Origin of the sequence: Lunatimonas sp., assembly GCF_020832325.1 — a bacterium.
GTDB lineage: Bacteria > Bacteroidota > Bacteroidia > Cytophagales > Cyclobacteriaceae > Lunatimonas.
In genome coordinates this window covers 35,995-53,916 of record NZ_JAFIEU010000017.1, presented here as the reverse complement: position 1 = coordinate 53,916, position 17,922 = coordinate 35,995, and the positions used below count along the sequence as shown (strand labels likewise).

Genomic DNA, 17,922 nt, shown 5'->3' with positions numbered 1-17,922 from the left:
TAGTAGCCAAAGCCAATGAAAAAAGATATAACTATTTATGACATTGCCGAAAACATTGGGGTCTCTCCTACTACGGTTAGCCGCGCCCTAAGCAACCACCCCCGGGTAAAAGAAAAAACCAAAAAAAGAATCTTCGAAACCGCCCAAAAACTTGGCTACCAATCCAATATTTTCGCTACCAACCTACGCAGAAAACACACCTTTACTATCGGCGTGATCGTTCCCCGACTCAACAGCCCTTTTCAGTCATCGGCACTATCCGGCATGGAGAAAGTAGCAAGTGAGGCCGGATATAACCTAGTGATCAGTCAGTCACTGGAATCCATGGAAAAAGAAATCGCAAACGTAAAAACGATGTTCAATAGCCGCGTGGATGGCCTTATTGTTTCCTTGGCTGGACATACGGAGCAAACCGAACATTTTCAGTCTTTTCGAGAGAAGGAAATCCCCATCGTATTTTTTGACCGGGTGCCCAAGCAGCCAAACGTCTCCGGGGTGGTCATAGACAATGAAAAGGCAGCCTATACAGCTACCTCGCACTTGCTGGAGCAGGGATGTAGACGAATAGTACACGTGGTCGGTAATTTAGACATTAACGTTTATTCCGACCGGCTTGCAGGCTATCGCCGGGCCCTTTCGGATGAGGCTATTCCCACAGATGGCACGGATGTCATCGTATCGGACCTCAGTGAAGAAGCAGGAGAAGCAGTGGTCTCAATGCTGATCAAGAGGAAACCCCTGCCAGACGGGCTGATGGTTTCTAACGACTATTGCGCAGCCTCCTGCTTGGTAGCACTGAAGAAAAGGGGAATCCGGGTTCCCGAGGACATCGCCTTGGTCGGATTTAACAACGATACAATCTCCCGCATGGTAGAACCGAACCTCACTACCGTTAGCTATCCGGGTTATTTAATGGGAGAAACCGCTATGAAAAACCTGATTATGCAATTAAAAAATAATAACGGATCCGATGAAATTCCGAGAGAAATCAAGGTACTTGACTCCGGTCTGATCGTAAGAGGATCATCCAAAAGAAAAGCAAATGAACCTATTGAACCTTAATCTAAGAGTTACCCCATTAGTTGCCACAGCTAGTACCGTGCTGTTGCTTGCATGTGGTTCGCCCACCGAGACTCCTGAACCGACCTTAAAAAGTACCTTTGCAGAAGACTTCCTAATAGGCGCTGCCATCAATTTACGTCAAGTAGAAAAACGGGACAGCATCGCGGAACCCATCATAGCCCGGCATTTCAATACCCTAACGGCAGAAAATCTGATGAAATGGGTCAATATCCATCCAGAAGAAGATGTTTTCAATTGGGGCCCGGCAGATGCTTTCGTCGAACTGGGTGAGGAATTGGATGCGTTTATGGTAGGTCACACGCTGGTATGGCACCAACAAATACCTAAAACCGTTTTTGAAGACGCCGAGGGCAGATTCATTTCCAAAGATAGGCTGCTAGCTAGGATGCAGCGGCACATCGAAGAGGTTGTCGGTCGCTACAAGGGGCGGGTACACGCATGGGATGTACTAAACGAGGCATTGAATGACGATGGCACCTTTCGGACTTCTAACTGGTATACCGTGACGGGAACCGACTACATCTCCATGGCATTTAAAACTGCAGCGCGAGTGGATCCAAATGCAGAACTGTATTATAATGACTACAACCTTTGGAAACCCGAAAAAAGAGATGCCGCTATTAAACTATGTCAAGAATTGCAGAAAAGTGGAATTCGGGTAGATGGAATTGGAATGCAGGGACATTACAGCATGGTTAGCCCCGATCCTGAGCAGATTCGTGCCTCCATTTTAGCCATACACGAAGCAGGCTTTAAGGTAATGGTAACCGAATTGGATATCGAGGTCCTTCCACGCCCTCAGGAGAAGCCGGGTGCGGACATTGATGTTCGATTTGACGAAGACATGAAATACAACCCCTACCCGGACGGATTGCCGGAGGAGGTCTATCTACGACTTGCTGACCGTTACGAAGAGATCTTTAGGGTATTCTACGAAGAACGCGATAAGATTCACCGTATTACCTTTTGGGGCGTCACAGACGCAAACAGTTGGCTGAATAATTGGCCCATCAGAAGAAGGACCAATTACCCGCTACTCTTTGACCGTCAGGGGAATCCCAAAACGGAAATACTCGAACGCATCTACGCACTCAAGCAGCAACCTTAGGTTGAATCAGGTTTTTGTGGTGGCCTCCTCTAAATTGTATAATGTCACAATCACTTGCATCATGGCCGCATCGGCCAGCGAATCCTTGGATGGATCAAGCGGGTACTTGCCTACTTCCATGATTTTCATAGCCTTATCCGGTTCACTCTGAAAACGTTCATATTCTTGTAGGTAAAAGTCCACCATAAGTACCTTTTCCTCCGGCTTGGGGAGCCTTCCCAAAATCCTTAAGTAGGCCTCCTCCACAGCATTCTCTATAGAAGCATGCTGTTTCACCAAGTGAGATGCCAATACCCGCGAAGCCTCCAAAACCATCGGGTCATTGAGCAGCGCCAATGCCTGCAAGGGGGTGTTCGTTCGGTTTCGTTTTATCTGACAGATATCTCGATTGCTTCCGTCAAAAATCAACAACGAAGGAGGGGGAAGGGTGAGCTTTATAAACGTATACATCCCTCTGCGGTATAATTTGTCGCCACTATCCATTCGATAGACAGAGAGTTCACCCCTTCCCGAAGAGGATGCTTCCCAAAGCCCCGGAGGCTGATAGGGCTTTACGCTCGGACCTCCCAACTCGTGAACCAGCAAACCACTGCTTTCCAAAACCAGATCCCGAATATGCTCCGCCGGTAGCCGAAGGCGGGGAAACCGCGCAAGAAACAAGTTGTCCGGGTCCCTTTCCAGCTTCTCTTTGGTAACCTTTCCAGACTGTCGATATGCGGCCGATTGCATGATTTTTTTTAGTATGTACCGGATATCCCAGCCGCTTTCACGGAAATCTACTGCCAACCAATCCAACAACTCTGGATGTGTAGGCAAATCACCCTGCAATCCAAAATCTCCCGAAGAGGCCACAATGCCCTTTCCGAAGAGCTCCTGCCAGATCAAATTGACAAAAACACGGGAGGCCAGTGGATTCTCGGCAGAAAACGTCCACTCTGCAAGGCCCAAACGGTTTGGTTCGTACCGGCTGTCAAAGGCCAATACCGACTTGGGCGTTCGTGGAAACACCACTTGATCTGTCGGGGCATCGTAGATACCACGAGAGAGCACATACGTGGTCCGAAGCGTATCCCTGAACTCCTCCATGACCGAAACTACCACGGCAGAGGTGTCTTTGTGATTTACAAAGTTCAAGATACCCTCCAGATCCTGCGGCTCGATGGTCATCAAGGGCGTTTTGGATCGAACAGCAGAACCCGCACCTCCCTCAAAACCCTTTTCTGGGGTATTGTTGAAAAAAGCATATAAACTAAAATAGTCTTCCTGAGAAATCGGATCATACTTGTGATCGTGGCATTGTGCGCACTCAACCGTTAACCCCAAGATAGCCTTTGAAAACGTATTGGTCTTATCCAACACATACTCTACCCTATATTCCTCATCGATCACTCCTTCCTCTTCGGTATATTTATGGTTTCGGTTAAATCCGGTGGCCAGAATCTGCTCCTTGGTAGGATTGGGTAATAGGTCCCCAGCCAATTGCCACGTGATAAACTCGTTGTAGGGCATATTTTTGCGAAACGCATGAATAACCCAATCCCTGTAGGGCCATTGGGTACGAAAATTGTCGTTTTGATACCCGAAAGAATCCGAATAGCGCGAAACGTCCAGCCAAAAACCAGCTAGCCGTTCTGCATGCGCAGGGGTCTGCAACAAGGAATCGATCAGTCTATCGATCGCCTCCTCGGTACTCAGTTCCGCAAAGGCCTGCAAAGTATTCACTGGAAGCGGCAGGCCAGTCAAGTCCAACGCTACACGCTTCATCAGGTAATTCTTTTCCGATTCTTCATTTGGCTTTAGGCCTGCCTTTTTCATCCGGTCCCACAAAAACCGGTCAATCTCGTTTCTAGACCAGCTATCTTTTGGGTCTACAGGAACATCTGACTTTTCTGGAGCTAAAAAGGCCCAGTGAGGTTCATAGTTTGCGCCCTGTTTGACCCATCGTACCAGCAGGTTTTTCTCTGACTCTGTCAGGACAAGGTTAGATTCAGGAGGAGGCATCTGTTCAGAAGGATCGGACGAAAAAACCCGCAAAATCAATTCGGAATCCGAGGGCTTACCCGGAACGATCGCATGGGCCGCCGGACGGTCCTTCAATGCTGCGTAAGCCCCTTCAGGAGTATCCAGGCGTAGGCCAGCCTCCCGCTTGTTGGCATCTGGACCGTGACAAGCAAAACACTTGTCGGATAAGATCGGACGAACATGAAAATTATAACTGAGCACACCGTCTCCTGATAACTCCCGTTCCCCTCCTTTTTGCTCACAGGCATTCAGTGTACTGAGTAGGGCGATCCAACCAAAGGTTGATACAATAAGTCGTGTAGATCGAAACATTTGGGGAAGGAGCAATCGCATGATAGCTGGATTTATTGGAAACTGTGGTCTAAGATAGCACGTTGTGCCGAATTGGCAAAAAAAATCGGCTTGTTCCGCGCTACCGAAATAACAAATTTGGGTGAATGGCTAGAATGCGGGATGAGAATATCGCTGCTATCAAAATTTGCGACCAACGATCGACCACCACCTCGATAGGGTGGCTATTGGGCAACAAAATAGGTAATGAGTAGTAATCTCAAAATTTAATTTCAAAAACTAGTCAACCCAGTCGCGAAATTGGATACCCTTCCTCTTCCCGATTTTAAAAATTCTGCCGATTAAGTTGAGAATCAAAAAAAAAGATTGCGTTTTTTTTGACAAATCAGTAATTTAACCCCATCTTTATTTTGAAACCGATAACGTACACTCAAAAAAATGGATAAAATTTTAGACATTGACAATATAGACCTAAAAATCATCTCATTACTCAATGAAGATGCCAAAACTCCGTATACCGAAATCGCCAAAAAAGTCTTCGTATCATCGGGTACTGTACACGTACGTATGCGGAAACTGGAGGATATGGGCATTGTAAAAAGTGCAACGTTAAATATTGATTTTTCAAAACTTGGATACGACATTTCCGCGTTTTTAGGCATCTACCTTGAAAAAAGTTCCCTCTACGATAACGTGATCGAACGGCTCAAGGAAATCGCAGAAGTGATAAACGCCTATTACACCACCGGGAACTATAGCATTTTCGCCAAGATCATTTGCAAGGATACCAACCACCTGCGAGATGTACTCAACAAGATACAGCAAGTAGAAGGTATAGATCGAACAGAGACGCTCATTGTACTAGAGGAAAGCATCAACAGGCCTATTCAGTTGTTTGATCCAAACAAATAAACAGGTTGCTAATTTAGTTATTTAGATTAAATCTAAATAAATAATAAATAGTATTATTAGCACAAACAATTGAGCTTATAAAGGTTTATCTAAGGGCGTGGCATTTCAAAATTGATTTTATAAAAACTTTATATTCAACTACATAAGTCCATTAAATGCAAATATTCTGAGGAAATAAGCAGACTACTGAACAATATAAATTAGATATTCGTTGTATATTTGTCCAGTAGAATGTAATTAGTCTAAATAACTCAGAAAATGTCAAAAGACAACGAAATATTAGAAGAATTCACCTCAAAAGAGTACGAACACGGCTGGTCTGTGAACTACGAAGCGGATGAGGCGCCCGTTGGGTTAAATGAAGATATTATCCGTTGGATTTCCGCTAAAAAAGAGGAGCCACAATGGCTACTAGATTGGAGGCTGAAGGCTTTTAAGCTCTGGGAGGATATGAAAGAGCCAACTTGGGCCAATGTGACCTACCCGAAGATTGACCTGCAAAAACTAAGGTACTACTCTGCACCAAAGCAGGCCAAAAAAACCAAATCACTGGATGAGATTGACCCTGAGTTACTGAAAATCTACGAGCGCCTTGGCATTTCCCTGAATGAACAAAAAAGACTTCAGGGCATAGCGGTAGACGCTGTATTGGATTCTGTTTCGGTTGGAACTACTTTTAAAGACACTCTCTCAAAGCTCGGTATTATCTTTTGCTCATTCGGAGAGGCCGTACAGGAACATCCAGAACTCGTTAAAAAGTATTTGGGTTCTGTCGTACCGATTTCCGATAACTATTATGCGGCACTCAACTCAGCGGTATTCTCAGATGGATCATTCTGCTATATACCTAAAGGTGTGAGGTGTCCAATGGAACTTTCTACCTACTTCCGAATCAACGCTGCAAATACGGGGCAGTTCGAAAGAACCCTTATCGTGGCCGAAGAAGGATCCTATGTATCCTACCTAGAAGGCTGCACTGCTCCTCAGCGAGACGAAAATCAACTTCATGCCGCGGTGGTGGAAATCTATGCAGAAAAGCATGCAGAAGTTAAATATTCTACCGTACAAAACTGGTTCCCAGGGGACAAAGACGGCAAAGGTGGTATCTACAATTTCGTAACAAAAAGGGGTATTTGCGCTGGTGATCATTCCAAAATTTCATGGACCCAGGTAGAAACGGGATCTGCGGTTACTTGGAAATACCCTTCTTGTATCCTGAAAGGCGATCATAGCGTTGGGGAATTTTATTCCGTGGCCGTGACGAACAACTATCAGCAAGCAGACACCGGAACGAAGATGATCCACATCGGGAAAAACACCCGGTCTAGGATCGTTTCGAAAGGGATTTCCGCAGGACATTCTCAAAATTCATACCGCGGACAGGTACAGGTAATGAAGCGGGCAACCAATGCTCGAAATTTTTCGCAGTGTGACTCTTTATTGATGGGTTCGAACTGTGGCGCCCACACCTTCCCCTACATTGACATTTCCAATAGTAGTGCAAAAGTAGAACACGAGGCCACTACCTCGAAGATTGGTGAGGATCAAATATTCTACTGCAATCAGCGGGGCATTGCCACCGAGGATGCGGTAGCTCTTATCGTGAACGGTTATGCCAAAGAGGTATTGAATCAACTTCCCATGGAGTTTGCCGTGGAAGCCCAGAAATTATTAGCACTTACCCTGGAAGGAAGTGTAGGATAATCTAACAGAAAACTAACCATGCTAAGCATTAAAAATTTACATGCCTCTATCGAAGGCACTCCCATTCTTAGGGGTATAAATTTAGAAGTAAAACCAGGCGAAGTACATGCCATCATGGGTCCGAATGGCTCCGGAAAATCAACCTTGGCTTCCGTTCTCGCAGGCAGGGAAGAATACGAAGTCACAGAAGGAGAAGTACTTTTCAAAGGTAAAGACCTGCTGGATCTCAGCCCTGAAGACAGAGCGAGGGAGGGAGTATTCCTAGCTTTTCAATATCCGGTAGAAATACCCGGAGTCAGCTCTACAAACTTTCTTCGTACGGCAGTGAATCAGGTCAGAGAGTACCGCGGGCAGGAGCCCTTAGATGCCGTAAAGTTTCTTTCTTTAATGAAGGAGAAAATGAAGCTGGTGGAAATTGACCAGAAATTATTGAGCCGTTCGCTGAACGAAGGATTCTCTGGCGGTGAGAAAAAACGGAACGAAATCTTCCAAATGGCGATCTTAGAGCCCACCCTATCCATATTGGACGAGACAGACTCCGGATTGGACATCGATGCCTTGAAGGTCGTATCCAACGGTGTAAACCAACTGAAATCTAAAGACAATGCTACCATAGTGGTGACCCACTATCAGCGCCTTTTGGATTACATTGTGCCAGATTATGTACATGTGTTGTACAAAGGGCAGATTGTAAAGTCAGGCACCAAAGATCTGGCCTTGGAACTGGAAGAAAAGGGGTACGATTGGATCAAGGAAGAAGTGGCTGGTACCGCCGTCTGATTGCCTTTTTTTCAACCTGTAAACCAATCCCAATGACAGCTATTGTAAAGAAAACCGATACACTGGCCTCCTCATTTTTGGAGGCTTTTTATAGTCAAAAACCAATATCCTCTTGGGCAGATTTGGCAGTGAAAGCTGCGGAAATCGTACAACAGGAAGGACTCCCTGCGCCCAAAAACGAAGAGTATAAGTTTACTTCCATTACCAAACGTATCGAGTCCAAGTTAAAAAACCTAAGCCATGCAAGTCCTGCTACAAATCTCACCAAAGACTCCGTAGCCCAACACCTGATTCCAGGCGTGGATTGCCATCTCCTGGTGCTAAACAATGGCTTTTTGGACCGATCACTTTCCTCTTTTACGGAGGATGGATTTTCTGTAGGTACATTTACCGATGGGGAGGTACCCGAAGGGTTGGGAACGATCGCAAAAGCAGAGAAGGATCCATTTGCAGCATTAAATCAACTGGCCTTTCAGGATGGGGTGTATATTGATATCCCGGCTAATCAAGTAGTCGCCAAACCTATCTTTCTTTTGCAGTTGGTTTCTGTTACAGAATCTGGTGAAACCGTGCATCCACGTGTATTTATCCGTACGGGTAAACATACCGAAGCTACATTTATCGAGCAAATAGTTCCGCTACAGGATAGCCCTTTTCTGCTAAACGGTGTCTGTGAATTTTCGCTAGGTAACAATTCTCATGTGCGCTACTACAAGCTTCAGGATGAAGGCAAAGAAGCCATAGAGGTAAACAATACCGAAGCAAACATTTCGCAGGATGCGAGCTTTACGTCCGTAGTCCTATCGCTACAGGGACAGATGATCCGGAATAATTTAAGTCTAAACTTGCTCGACTCCAATACAGTAGGCAACATGTATGGGCTATACCTGCTCAATGGCAGTACCCACGTGGACAATCATACCAACGTAGATCATATCAAGCCTCATGCCGAGTCCAACGAACTCTACAAGGGAATTCTCACGGATAAGTCTAGGGGTGTGTTTAATGGGAAAATCTTTGTCAGGCAGGACGCACAGAAGACTAACGCCTTCCAGCAAAACAACAACATTCTGCTGTCCGAAGATGCGGTAATCAATACCAAGCCACAATTGGAAATCTGGGCGGATGATGTAAAGTGCTCCCACGGATGCACCACCGGCCAGCTCGATGAAGAAGCCCTATTTTATCTCCGCGCCCGGGGTATTTCAAAAGAGGCGGGCAAAGCCCTTTTGTTGTATGCCTTTGCAGGAGAAGTCTTAGACCATATCCATCATGATGATTTCAGGGAATATTGTGTCAACCTCGTCCAGGACCGATTGGGAAGTAACTACTCCTCCTGATCAGGTGATCATGGATGTAGCTCAAATTAGACGTCGGTTTCCCGTTCTTAACCAGGAGGTCAACGGAAAACCGTTGGTGTACTTGGATAATGCGGCTACCACCCAAAAGCCAGATGCGGTTATTCAGGCTCTAACGAAGTATTACGAAACCGACAACGCCAATATACACCGGGGTGCTCATACATTGGCGGCGAGGTCAACCGAATTCTACGAAACAACCCGAAAGACAGTGCAGCGCTTTCTCCATGCCAAGGAGGCAGAAGAGATCATATTCACAAAGGGAACCACGGAAGGCATCAACTTGGTAGCTGCTACCTACGGTAGAAAATTTATTCAGCAAGGGGACGAAATCATCATCTCCACGTTGGAGCATCATTCCAATATTGTCCCTTGGCAAATGCTCTGTGAGGAAAAAGGCGCAAAGCTGCGCGTGATTCCCATTAGGGATTCAGGGGAGCTTATGTTGGAGGAATTCGATAACCTATTGTCGGAAAAAACCAAATTGGTTGCGGTCATTCATGTTTCCAATGCTTTGGGAACCATCAATCCGGTGGATGACATTATTGCCAAAGCCCATGCTGTGGGTGCAAAGGTCTTGATAGATGGAGCGCAATCAACTTCTCACCTCGACGTGGATGTGCAACAGCTTGACTGCGATTTTCTGGTCTGTTCTGCACACAAGCTCTATGGGCCGACGGGCGTGGGTGTACTTTACGGGAAGCGGGAACTGCTGGAAGCAATGCCGCCCTATCAAGGAGGTGGTGAAATGATTAAAGAGGTAACTTTTGAAAAGACCACCTACAACGAGATACCGTTTAAATTTGAAGCTGGCACACCCAATATCGGGGATGTGATCGCATTTAACGAGGCTATCAGTTTCATCTCCGAAGTGGGCAAGCAAGCGATCAGAAGTCACGAGGACGAGTTATTGGCATACGCTATCTCACAGCTTTCCCATATCAAGGGATTTATCCCGGTCGGCACTGCCAAGGAACGGGTGAGTGTACTTAGCTTCCTAATTAACCGGATGCATCCTTTTGACGTAGGGATGATGTTAGATGCTTCGGGGATAGCCGTACGAACGGGCCATCATTGTACTCAGCCTCTTATGAAAAGATTGGGCCTGGAAGGAACCGTCAGAGCGTCGTTTTCTGTTTATAACACGAAATCGGAAATCGACCGACTGGCCGAGACCCTGGAGCGCATTGCCAAAAGAAAGAATTAAATGAGCGATATTAATACCGTACAAAAGGAGATAATAGACGAATTCAGTATTTTGGGAGATGACAGAGAATCGACCATATTCTACATCATGGAACTCGGCGACAAACTGCCTGATTTTCCAGATGCTGAAAAAGTAGACGAAAACATCATCAAAGGGTGTCAATCCAAGGTTTGGCTGACCACCCGCACTGAAGGCGACAGGGTATTGTTCCTAGCAGACTCCAATACGGATATTACTAAAGGGCTTATCAGTCTTTTAATCCGAGTTTTATCGGGTAGAAGGGCCGAGGAGATCTTGCAGGCAGATTTATATTTCATCGAAAAAATAGGCATGGGGAACATTATTGGTTCCCAACGTTCGAATGGCCTAGCGGCAATGATTACGCAGATGAAGCGCTATGCGTTAGCCTATCAATCTAAAATGAATGCATCTTAACACTGGTCATTATAATGGAAACGGCTGAGAGCACTGGCGACACCGCCGAAATGAAGCAAAAGGTTATCAACGCGATCAAACTGGTATATGACCCAGAAATACCCGTTGATGTATATGAACTCGGGCTGATCTATGAAATAACCGTTTACCCCGTAAACAATGTGTATGTATTGATGACACTCACTTCTCCAAACTGTCCGTCCGCCGAGTCAATTCCTTCCGAAGTGAAGGAGCGGGTGCAGGAAATTGAAGGAGTAAACAATGTAGAAGTAGAGCTCACCTTTGAACCCCCGTATTCTCAGGATATGATGTCTGAGGTAGCAAAACTTGAATTAGGCTTTCTATAAAAAATCAACTAAGAATTATGTATCCAGAGGAATTGATAGCACCCATGCGTGCCGAATTAACCGATGCGGGTTTTCAGGAATTTCGTACCGCAGAAGACGTAGACACCCACTTGAAATCACACAAGGGCACCACGCTGATCGTGGTAAACTCTGTGTGCGGATGTGCTGCAGGAGCAGCGCGACCTGGGGTTCGATATGCACTGGACCAATCTGCAAAGAAGCCTACCACCTTGGCGACTGTCTTTGCAGGCAACGACCGCGACGCGGTCGCAAAGGTTCGGGAGTACGTACTTCCCTACCCTCCTTCTTCTCCGGCTATGGCATTGTTTAAAGACGGCGAACTGGTCCACTTTATAGAGCGTCACCACATCGAAGGTCGTAATGCCAAAATGATCGGGGACCACCTGGTGGAAGTATTCGACCATTTCTGCGAATAAGCACCCAACTTCGAAAGGCAGCTTTCCATTTTTGGGCTAGTGGACGAAAAGGTACCGACCGAAGGCATTGACTTCGGTCGTACTTTTTTTGGTAAAAATAGCATTTCACTAAACCAAGTGCGCCTTTTCACGTTTTCCATGCAATGGGTAGGTGGACACTACCTGCCAGAAAAACTAAACCACCTGCGCCCTAGATGTAATTTTTGAAAGAAAATTGCGGTGTTTTTATTAACTTGGGGCGAATTTAAAATGTTGAACAAAATAGAGCTTATATCCTAAATAGATTAACGAGAAACATATGTCTGAAATTGCTAAGTTATCCTTTAACGGTAAAGAATTCGAACTTCCTGTAGTAAAGGGGTCAGAAAACGAAGAAGCCATCGATATCGGCAAGCTGAGAGGCCAATCCGGACTGATTACCCTGGATCCCGGATACAAAAATACCGGTTCTACCCAAAGTGCAATCACTTTCTTGGACGGAGAACAAGGGATATTGAGATACCGAGGATATAACATCGAAGAATTGGCCGAAAAATCAAACTTTTTGGAGGTATCCTACCTTCTGATCAACGGAGAGCTTCCAAGCAAAACACAATACGACAGTTTCGCGCAAAAGATTACCAACCATACCTTGGTCCATGAGGATATCAAGAAAATCCTAGACGGATTTCCATCTGTGGCACATCCTATGGGCGTTCTTTCTTCTTTGATTTGCTCGCTTACAGCATTTTATCCAAACTCACTGGATCCGAATAATACACAAGAAGAAATCGAGCTAAGCATTGTAAGGCTGATGGCAAAGTTGCCAACATTTGCTGCTTGGGCCTTCAAAAACAAAGTCGGCCACCCGGTTAATTACCCAGATAATGGATTGGACTATTGCAGCAACTTTCTAAAGATGATGTTTGCCCTGCCTGCAGAAAAGTATGAACCGGACCCGGTAATTTCCAAGGCATTGGACAAATTGTTAATCCTACATGCAGATCATGAGCAAAACTGCTCTACTTCTACCGTACGAATCGTGGGATCTTCGCAGGCAAGCATCTACGCGTCCATTTCTGCGGGAATCAATGCGCTTTGGGGCCCGCTGCATGGTGGAGCCAATCAGTCGGTGATCGAAATGCTCGAAGCGATCAAAGCGGACGGAGGCGATACCAAGCGATACTTGGACAAGGCCAAAGATAAAAATGATCCTTTCCGGTTGATGGGATTTGGTCACAGGGTATACAAAAACTTTGACCCCCGGGCTAAAATCATTAAAAAAGCAGCAGACGAAGTACTCACCAAACTAGGTATCAACGATCCTGTGCTGAACATAGCCAAAGAACTGGAAGAAGCTGCATTGAAGGATCAGTATTTTGTGGACAGAAAACTCTATCCAAACGTGGACTTTTACTCAGGCATAATCTATCGTGCACTGGGTATCCCTACCGATATGTTTACTGTCATGTTTGCTTTGGGCAGACTTCCCGGATGGATCGCGCAATGGAAGGAAATGCGGGAAAACAACGAACCCATCGGAAGACCACGTCAGGTGTATGTAGGTCCTACGGAAAGACCCTTTGTTCCTATGAACAACCGGTAATATATCCATCAAAGAGGGGCCCTGGATCAGGGCCCCTCTTGTTTTCCCAAATATTTTTTAAACGAACGGACATATCCTTCTATAATATTTTTATTTACTGGTCAAAATATTGCATTTCCGAATTAATCCCCCTACCTTTGCACCTTAATTAATCGCAATTTTTCTCCATTGCCGTGGATTTCCTTACTGTTGCTAGTTAGTGGGATTCGGAAAACCGTGGCTAGAGAAGTAAGGAAACATTTCATGGAACAAACAGTATTATTTTCAGATCTTGGGATCTCGGAAGAGATCTTGAGTGCAGTAGAGGATATGGGCTTTACCCATCCCTCACCCATCCAAGCGCAAACCATTCCGTATTTGCTAGAGGGTCACGATGTGATCGGACAAGCGCAAACAGGAACCGGTAAAACTGCGTCGTTTGGCATTCCTATCATTGATATGGTGGATGTGGACAACAACAAGCCACAGGCATTGATTCTTTGCCCAACCCGTGAACTTGCTGTTCAGGTAGAGGGAGAAATCACCAAGCTGTCCAAATACAAAAAGAGACTGTCTTCTACCTGTATCTACGGCGGCGATCCAATAGATCGTCAGATTCGTGCGCTTAAGAAGGGCGTTCAGATCGTAGTGGGTACTCCTGGCAGGGTAATGGACCACCTGGACCGAGGCACTTTAGACTTGAGGCAAGTGGCAATCGTTGTATTGGATGAAGCCGACGAAATGTTGGACATGGGATTTAGGGAGGATATCGAAACCATCCTCAAAACCATGCCCGACGAAAGACAGACCGTCTTCTTTTCGGCTACTATGGCAAAGCCCATCTTGGACCTTACCAAAAAATACCAAAACGATCCTAAGATTGTTAAAGTGTTGCGTAAGGAACTGACGGTAGAAAACATCGCTCAGCACTATTACGAGGTGAAAAGTCCGCTAAAAATCGATTTGATAACCCGCTTGATCCACGTAAATCAGTTTACACTCAGTTTGATCTTCTGTAACACGAAGCGAGCTACTGACGAGGTGACGGAGGAATTGATCGCACGAGGCATTCAGGCTGAAGCACTACATGGAGACCTTTCTCAAGCGCAGCGCACGAAAGTCATGAATAAGTTCCGCAAAGGACATTGCAGTGTCTTAGTAGCGACCGATGTAGCTGCCAGAGGAATAGATGTCGAAAACGTGGAAGCGGTATTTAATTATGACCTTCCTCTAGACGAAGAAAACTACGTACACCGAATCGGTCGTACTGGCAGGGCAGGTAAGTCTGGAACTGCTATTAACTTCGTATCCGGAAGAAGAGATCTCGGTAGAATTAGTGACTTGGAGCGTTTTATCAAAACATCCATTCAGAAAATGAGTCCTCCATCCGCAGCAGAGATGTTGGATATGAAAAAAGACCAATTGATCGTAGATGTCAAAAGGAAGGTTGCCAAAGAAGAGGATAACACGATCTACTCGGACACCATACAAAAGATGTTGGACGAAGGGTTGACCTTAGATGAAGTTGTCTTGGGGCTTATTAAATTACAGATGAGAACTGCTGTTAAAGAGCTCAATGAAGTTAACTTCAGCTTGGACCTTGGCAGAAAAGACAAAGGGGATGCAAGAGGACGAAGAGACGGACGTGAGTCTAGATTCGAACGACCTGATAGAAAAGGTAGATCTGAGCGAAGCGACCGTGGACCTAAAGGCAAGAAAGAGCGGGAGCCAAATATGGCCAGACTGTTCCTTAACCTCGGGAAAAAAGACCGAATCCGTCCTAACGATATCGTAGGTGCAATTGCCGGTGAAACCGGTGTACCCGGAAGAAGCATTGGTGGAATTGATATCTTCGAGAACTTCTCGTTTGTTGACGTACCAAAAAAGGACGTAAACCAAATAATCAGCGTAATGAATAGCAACACCATCAAGGGGAAGCCGGTTAACTTTGAGATTTCCAAAGGATAATCCTTTTGAAAACGACAAGTAGGGTGCTATTCACTGCCTGCACAAAGCTTAAGGCTGTCCGAAAAGGGCAGCCTTTTTTTTGTTTAAAAAACTATCATAGAATTCTATGGTCCCTCTTTCTGATTCAATGGAACAGCAAGGCGACCCGTAACCAAAATGAGTATATGCTCAAAGAAACCTACTTCGAAAACTATCAAAAAAATCCACGCCAACATTCTTTTCTGGACGATAAAATTTGGGTTTATGAAAATATAGACGACGAACTAGGCTGTATACGGATAGCGATAGACTTATGCGAAACGCCAGCGAAAGTGTCGCCCATCCATATCGATCAATTTCCCAAATACTGCCTTGCCCGGGGAATGGTCAGCCATTCTTTTTGCCTTCCGTTCAGATAAGTGACCCTTTCTCCGTCAAAATATGCGCCTTCTTCCAGCAGTATGCGGATATCCTTACCCCATTCAGGTACGTGTACCAAGGCATTCAATTCAATGGTGTACACAGTGTGCGGGTACAGGGGATAATCCCCAGCGCCGGGAGTATCGCCCTGATTGTCCCACATGCCGATTGTAGGGCCCGAAGCATGCCCGTGGTATCCCATGGGATGGGAATAGATACTGCCTCGGATACCCTCCACTTCCATCTGTTTTCGGGTTTCTAGGAGAATTTGGTTGCCTGTACGGCCGGTCACAAACTGGCTGGTGAGGATATCCTGCAACCTGTTGCCCACTTTCAAGGCTTCGTTCAAAAAATCAGGCACCGCCGTTTCCCCAGGTTTCAGGACATAAGCCAACTGCTGAGTATCGGTCATGAGCCGAAGGTAAGAGATCCCAAAATCCATGTGTAGCAGGTCTCCAGGCTGTATTACCTGTGACTCGGCCCTGACGGCAAATGAACGGTTTTGTTCTTCATTGTTAGGGTCTGCACGCTGAATATCCACCGATGGATGAAACCAAGTATCCAGCTTCAACTCCTTAATACGCTCACGGTACCACCATACCACGTCCTCTGTGGTCGTTACCCCGGGAGTGATGACCTGCTCAGAAAGCCCCTCTTGAATGATCTGATGTGCAATGGATTGGATTTGCCGGTAAGTAGCCATCTCAGAAGGTGTGCGGGTTTCCAGCCAGCCGACTGCAAGGTCCTGGGCAGAAGTAATCTTTGAATGAAAGCTCTTCGGCAGATATTGCAATAACAGTTCGTGTTCGGTGGAAGTAAGCCCATCCGCATGGCCAAAATCATCGGAAATATTCACTCCTATCTTTTGGGGTTTTCGAGCTACAATCAGATCGGTCAATTGTTTCCACTGATCTGGCTGGGACTCTGGGTCCCAGGCCTTCTGAAAAGACTTGCCTACATCGTATCGGGCCACAGCTAGCGCCTCCACTTCCTGGCCACCCGCTGGCTTGAACATCAGCAGCATGGTTCGCCTCCTCGCTGCGTGCCAAGTGGCCGGTAAGAACGTACGGATCACAGGATCCTCGTTGTACTCCCTGGATATCACTACCCAGAGGTCTATTCCAGCCCGGTCCATCAATTGGGGCAGTAGAGTCTGTATACGCTCCTCCAACCATAGATCCATCACCTCAGCTTGTTCCCTCTGGGAGAGGATATGGTGGGTCTGCGCAAAGGTAAACGGTGCAGCTATCACCAAAAAGCACCACACAAAAATCATTCTTTTGACGGTATCTGTTAGCATCATAGCGTAAATATACATCGTAGATTTTGAAATCTGAATATACTAATGGGAGGTCGGCCCGGTGTTGAGAATCGTGAGGATTGCAATTTACCGGATTTGATTTAAGAAGTTTAGCAGGTCTTTGTTGATCAATGAAATCTGCGACTCCAACTGATCGAGCATCTCAGACCTGATCTTTAACAGGTCCGAGGAATAGTCACCCCCTTCTGAAAGCAGCACAGAAATACCGTCTTCATCCATATGGTAGGCCTCCCAACGCTCAATTAGCTGCTGTCGCAAGGATATCCCTCGGTCATTTTGGTTTTTGCTGTTGAAGTAATACCAGGTCGCAGGGGGGAAATAGGGTGGTCTTTCTTTGGCTTCGTATACGTCCCGAAGGATATTTTTCGGATGATGGATCGAAACTTTCTTTTCCAGCCTCAGAATACTGAGACCCAGCAAAACTTCCGTCAATCCGCCCGCAATACCTAAGTACTCCGGTAAATCGTTTTGGGAATTGTTCGACGCTAACATAAAGCCCGTTCCTACACCCACGACCGCCCCGGTGATGATCGCCGTTACGGTTAGGTTCCGCTCTTTTCGACGCAACTCCTTATCCAAAAACGAGGCGATCTGCTCCGCCTTTTCTTCCTCGCAGTCGATCGCTGACATCAGCGATTGGAGTTCAAGATTCATTTTTAAGATCTTTCGGGATATTTCAGTCTGAAGAGTGAGACGATCCAATGGTTCCAAATCCTCCTGTTGGAAGTACTGTAGATCACTCATCAGATTCAACGCCAAGATCATGTCGATTGTCTTGGTATCATAAGCTCGCCGAACATCTTCTGAAATGGACAACGAGTCGGCCAAGAAACCATCTTCACTGGGTTGAAAATCAAGACCCTGTAAACATTCTGCCTGGAAGGGTGTGGGTGAAGGAATCACCTTTTGCCCTATGCACGACCCACATAGCAAAAGAACCAAAACAAAATGCTTGCCTATCCGATGTATCATAAAAAGACCTGCTA

The 17,922-nt window shown here is 46.0% G+C and carries 15 protein-coding genes; 12 read left to right on the top strand and 3 right to left on the bottom strand.

All coding sequences use genetic code 11. The features are described from left to right. Nucleotides 1–15: 15 nt before the first annotated feature. Both JJU34_RS06155 and JJU34_RS06150 read left to right on the top strand, forming a co-directional pair. Complete coding sequence (locus tag JJU34_RS06155; protein WP_228691455.1) at nucleotides 16–1,062, top strand: LacI family DNA-binding transcriptional regulator; 1,047 nt, start codon at nucleotides 16–18, stop codon at nucleotides 1,060–1,062. Further along, nucleotides 1,043–2,191, top strand: coding sequence for an endo-1,4-beta-xylanase (locus tag JJU34_RS06150; RefSeq protein WP_228691454.1), 1,149 nt, complete (start codon nucleotides 1,043–1,045; stop codon nucleotides 2,189–2,191). Before JJU34_RS06155 ends, JJU34_RS06150 begins: the two co-directional genes overlap by 20 nt. A 6-nt stretch (nucleotides 2,192–2,197) precedes the next feature. On the opposite strand, the gene JJU34_RS06145 is transcribed toward JJU34_RS06150, so the two are convergent. After that, entirely contained in the window at nucleotides 2,198–4,546 is a 2,349-nt protein-coding gene (locus JJU34_RS06145; protein ID WP_228691453.1) for a PSD1 and planctomycete cytochrome C domain-containing protein, read from the bottom strand. A 396-nt stretch (nucleotides 4,547–4,942) separates the two neighbouring features. Here JJU34_RS06145 and JJU34_RS06140 point away from each other — a divergent pair, with 396 nt between their 5' ends. The 10 genes from JJU34_RS06140 to JJU34_RS06095 all read left to right on the top strand — a co-directional run bounded on the left by JJU34_RS06140 (nucleotide 4,943) and on the right by JJU34_RS06095 (nucleotide 15,216). Then, nucleotides 4,943–5,416 (top strand): Lrp/AsnC ligand binding domain-containing protein, encoded by a 474-nt coding sequence (locus JJU34_RS06140; protein WP_228691452.1) that lies wholly within the window; start codon nucleotides 4,943–4,945, stop codon nucleotides 5,414–5,416. A gap of 258 nt (nucleotides 5,417–5,674) precedes the next feature. Then, entirely contained in the window at nucleotides 5,675–7,120 is a 1,446-nt protein-coding gene (gene sufB, locus JJU34_RS06135) for a Fe-S cluster assembly protein SufB (RefSeq protein ID WP_228691451.1), read from the top strand. 18 nt (nucleotides 7,121–7,138) lie between these two features. Next, nucleotides 7,139–7,900, top strand: coding sequence for a Fe-S cluster assembly ATPase SufC (sufC, locus tag JJU34_RS06130; RefSeq protein ID WP_228691450.1), 762 nt, complete (start codon nucleotides 7,139–7,141; stop codon nucleotides 7,898–7,900). A 32-nt stretch (nucleotides 7,901–7,932) separates the two neighbouring features. Next, on the top strand, nucleotides 7,933–9,240 hold the full coding sequence (sufD, locus tag JJU34_RS06125) for a Fe-S cluster assembly protein SufD (RefSeq protein ID WP_228691449.1): 1,308 nt from the start codon (nucleotides 7,933–7,935) through the stop codon (nucleotides 9,238–9,240). A 4-nt stretch (nucleotides 9,241–9,244) separates the two neighbouring features. Beyond that, nucleotides 9,245–10,465 carry a cysteine desulfurase gene (locus JJU34_RS06120; RefSeq protein WP_366512678.1) on the top strand — a complete coding sequence of 407 codons (1,221 nt, stop codon included), beginning with the start codon at nucleotides 9,245–9,247 and terminating at the stop codon, nucleotides 10,463–10,465. Next, nucleotides 10,466–10,900, top strand: a complete 435-nt coding sequence (locus JJU34_RS06115) for a SufE family protein (RefSeq protein WP_228691448.1) — start codon at nucleotides 10,466–10,468, stop codon at nucleotides 10,898–10,900. Nucleotides 10,901–10,914: 14 nt separating this feature from the next. Then, complete coding sequence (locus tag JJU34_RS06110) at nucleotides 10,915–11,247, top strand: iron-sulfur cluster assembly protein (protein ID WP_228691447.1); 333 nt, start codon at nucleotides 10,915–10,917, stop codon at nucleotides 11,245–11,247. Between the two features lie 17 nt (nucleotides 11,248–11,264). Then, a complete protein-coding gene (locus tag JJU34_RS06105) occupies nucleotides 11,265–11,684 on the top strand; it encodes a BrxA/BrxB family bacilliredoxin (protein WP_228691446.1) in 420 nt (139 codons plus the stop codon). 298 nt (nucleotides 11,685–11,982) lie between these two features. After that, a complete protein-coding gene (locus JJU34_RS06100; RefSeq protein ID WP_228691445.1) occupies nucleotides 11,983–13,269 on the top strand; it encodes a citrate synthase in 1,287 nt (428 codons plus the stop codon). Between the two features lie 243 nt (nucleotides 13,270–13,512). Next, nucleotides 13,513–15,216 (top strand): DEAD/DEAH box helicase, encoded by a 1,704-nt coding sequence (locus JJU34_RS06095; RefSeq protein WP_228691444.1) that lies wholly within the window; start codon nucleotides 13,513–13,515, stop codon nucleotides 15,214–15,216. Between the two features lie 331 nt (nucleotides 15,217–15,547). On the opposite strand, the gene JJU34_RS06090 is transcribed toward JJU34_RS06095, so the two are convergent. Both JJU34_RS06090 and JJU34_RS06085 read right to left on the bottom strand, forming a co-directional pair. Beyond that, a complete protein-coding gene (locus JJU34_RS06090) occupies nucleotides 15,548–16,891 on the bottom strand; it encodes a M24 family metallopeptidase (RefSeq protein WP_228691550.1) in 1,344 nt (447 codons plus the stop codon). 111 nt (nucleotides 16,892–17,002) lie between these two features. Then, on the bottom strand, nucleotides 17,003–17,908 hold the full coding sequence (locus JJU34_RS06085; protein ID WP_228691443.1) for a hypothetical protein: 906 nt from the start codon (nucleotides 17,906–17,908) through the stop codon (nucleotides 17,003–17,005). Nucleotides 17,909–17,922 lie beyond the last annotated feature (14 nt).

Bases quoted from the DNA above. Each gene is read 5' to 3' on its own strand.
- JJU34_RS06095 (WP_228691444.1), top strand. From the start codon at position 13,513: ATGGAACAAACAGTATTATTTTCAGATCTTGGGATCTCGGAAGAGATC.
- JJU34_RS06110 (WP_228691447.1), top strand. From the start codon at position 10,915: ATGGAAACGGCTGAGAGCACTGGCGACACCGCCGAAATGAAGCAAAAG.
- JJU34_RS06090 (WP_228691550.1), bottom strand. From the start codon at position 16,891: ATGATTTTTGTGTGGTGCTTTTTGGTGATAGCTGCACCGTTTACCTTT.
- JJU34_RS06115 (WP_228691448.1), top strand. From the start codon at position 10,466: ATGAGCGATATTAATACCGTACAAAAGGAGATAATAGACGAATTCAGT.
- JJU34_RS06100 (WP_228691445.1), top strand. From the start codon at position 11,983: ATGTCTGAAATTGCTAAGTTATCCTTTAACGGTAAAGAATTCGAACTT.
- JJU34_RS06155 (WP_228691455.1), top strand. From the start codon at position 16: ATGAAAAAAGATATAACTATTTATGACATTGCCGAAAACATTGGGGTC.
- JJU34_RS06145 (WP_228691453.1), bottom strand. From the start codon at position 4,546: ATGCGATTGCTCCTTCCCCAAATGTTTCGATCTACACGACTTATTGTA.
- sufB (WP_228691451.1), top strand. From the start codon at position 5,675: ATGTCAAAAGACAACGAAATATTAGAAGAATTCACCTCAAAAGAGTAC.
- sufC (WP_228691450.1), top strand. From the start codon at position 7,139: ATGCTAAGCATTAAAAATTTACATGCCTCTATCGAAGGCACTCCCATT.
- JJU34_RS06105 (WP_228691446.1), top strand. From the start codon at position 11,265: ATGTATCCAGAGGAATTGATAGCACCCATGCGTGCCGAATTAACCGAT.
- JJU34_RS06150 (WP_228691454.1), top strand. From the start codon at position 1,043: ATGAACCTATTGAACCTTAATCTAAGAGTTACCCCATTAGTTGCCACA.
- sufD (WP_228691449.1), top strand. From the start codon at position 7,933: ATGACAGCTATTGTAAAGAAAACCGATACACTGGCCTCCTCATTTTTG.
- JJU34_RS06140 (WP_228691452.1), top strand. From the start codon at position 4,943: ATGGATAAAATTTTAGACATTGACAATATAGACCTAAAAATCATCTCA.
- JJU34_RS06085 (WP_228691443.1), bottom strand. From the start codon at position 17,908: ATGATACATCGGATAGGCAAGCATTTTGTTTTGGTTCTTTTGCTATGT.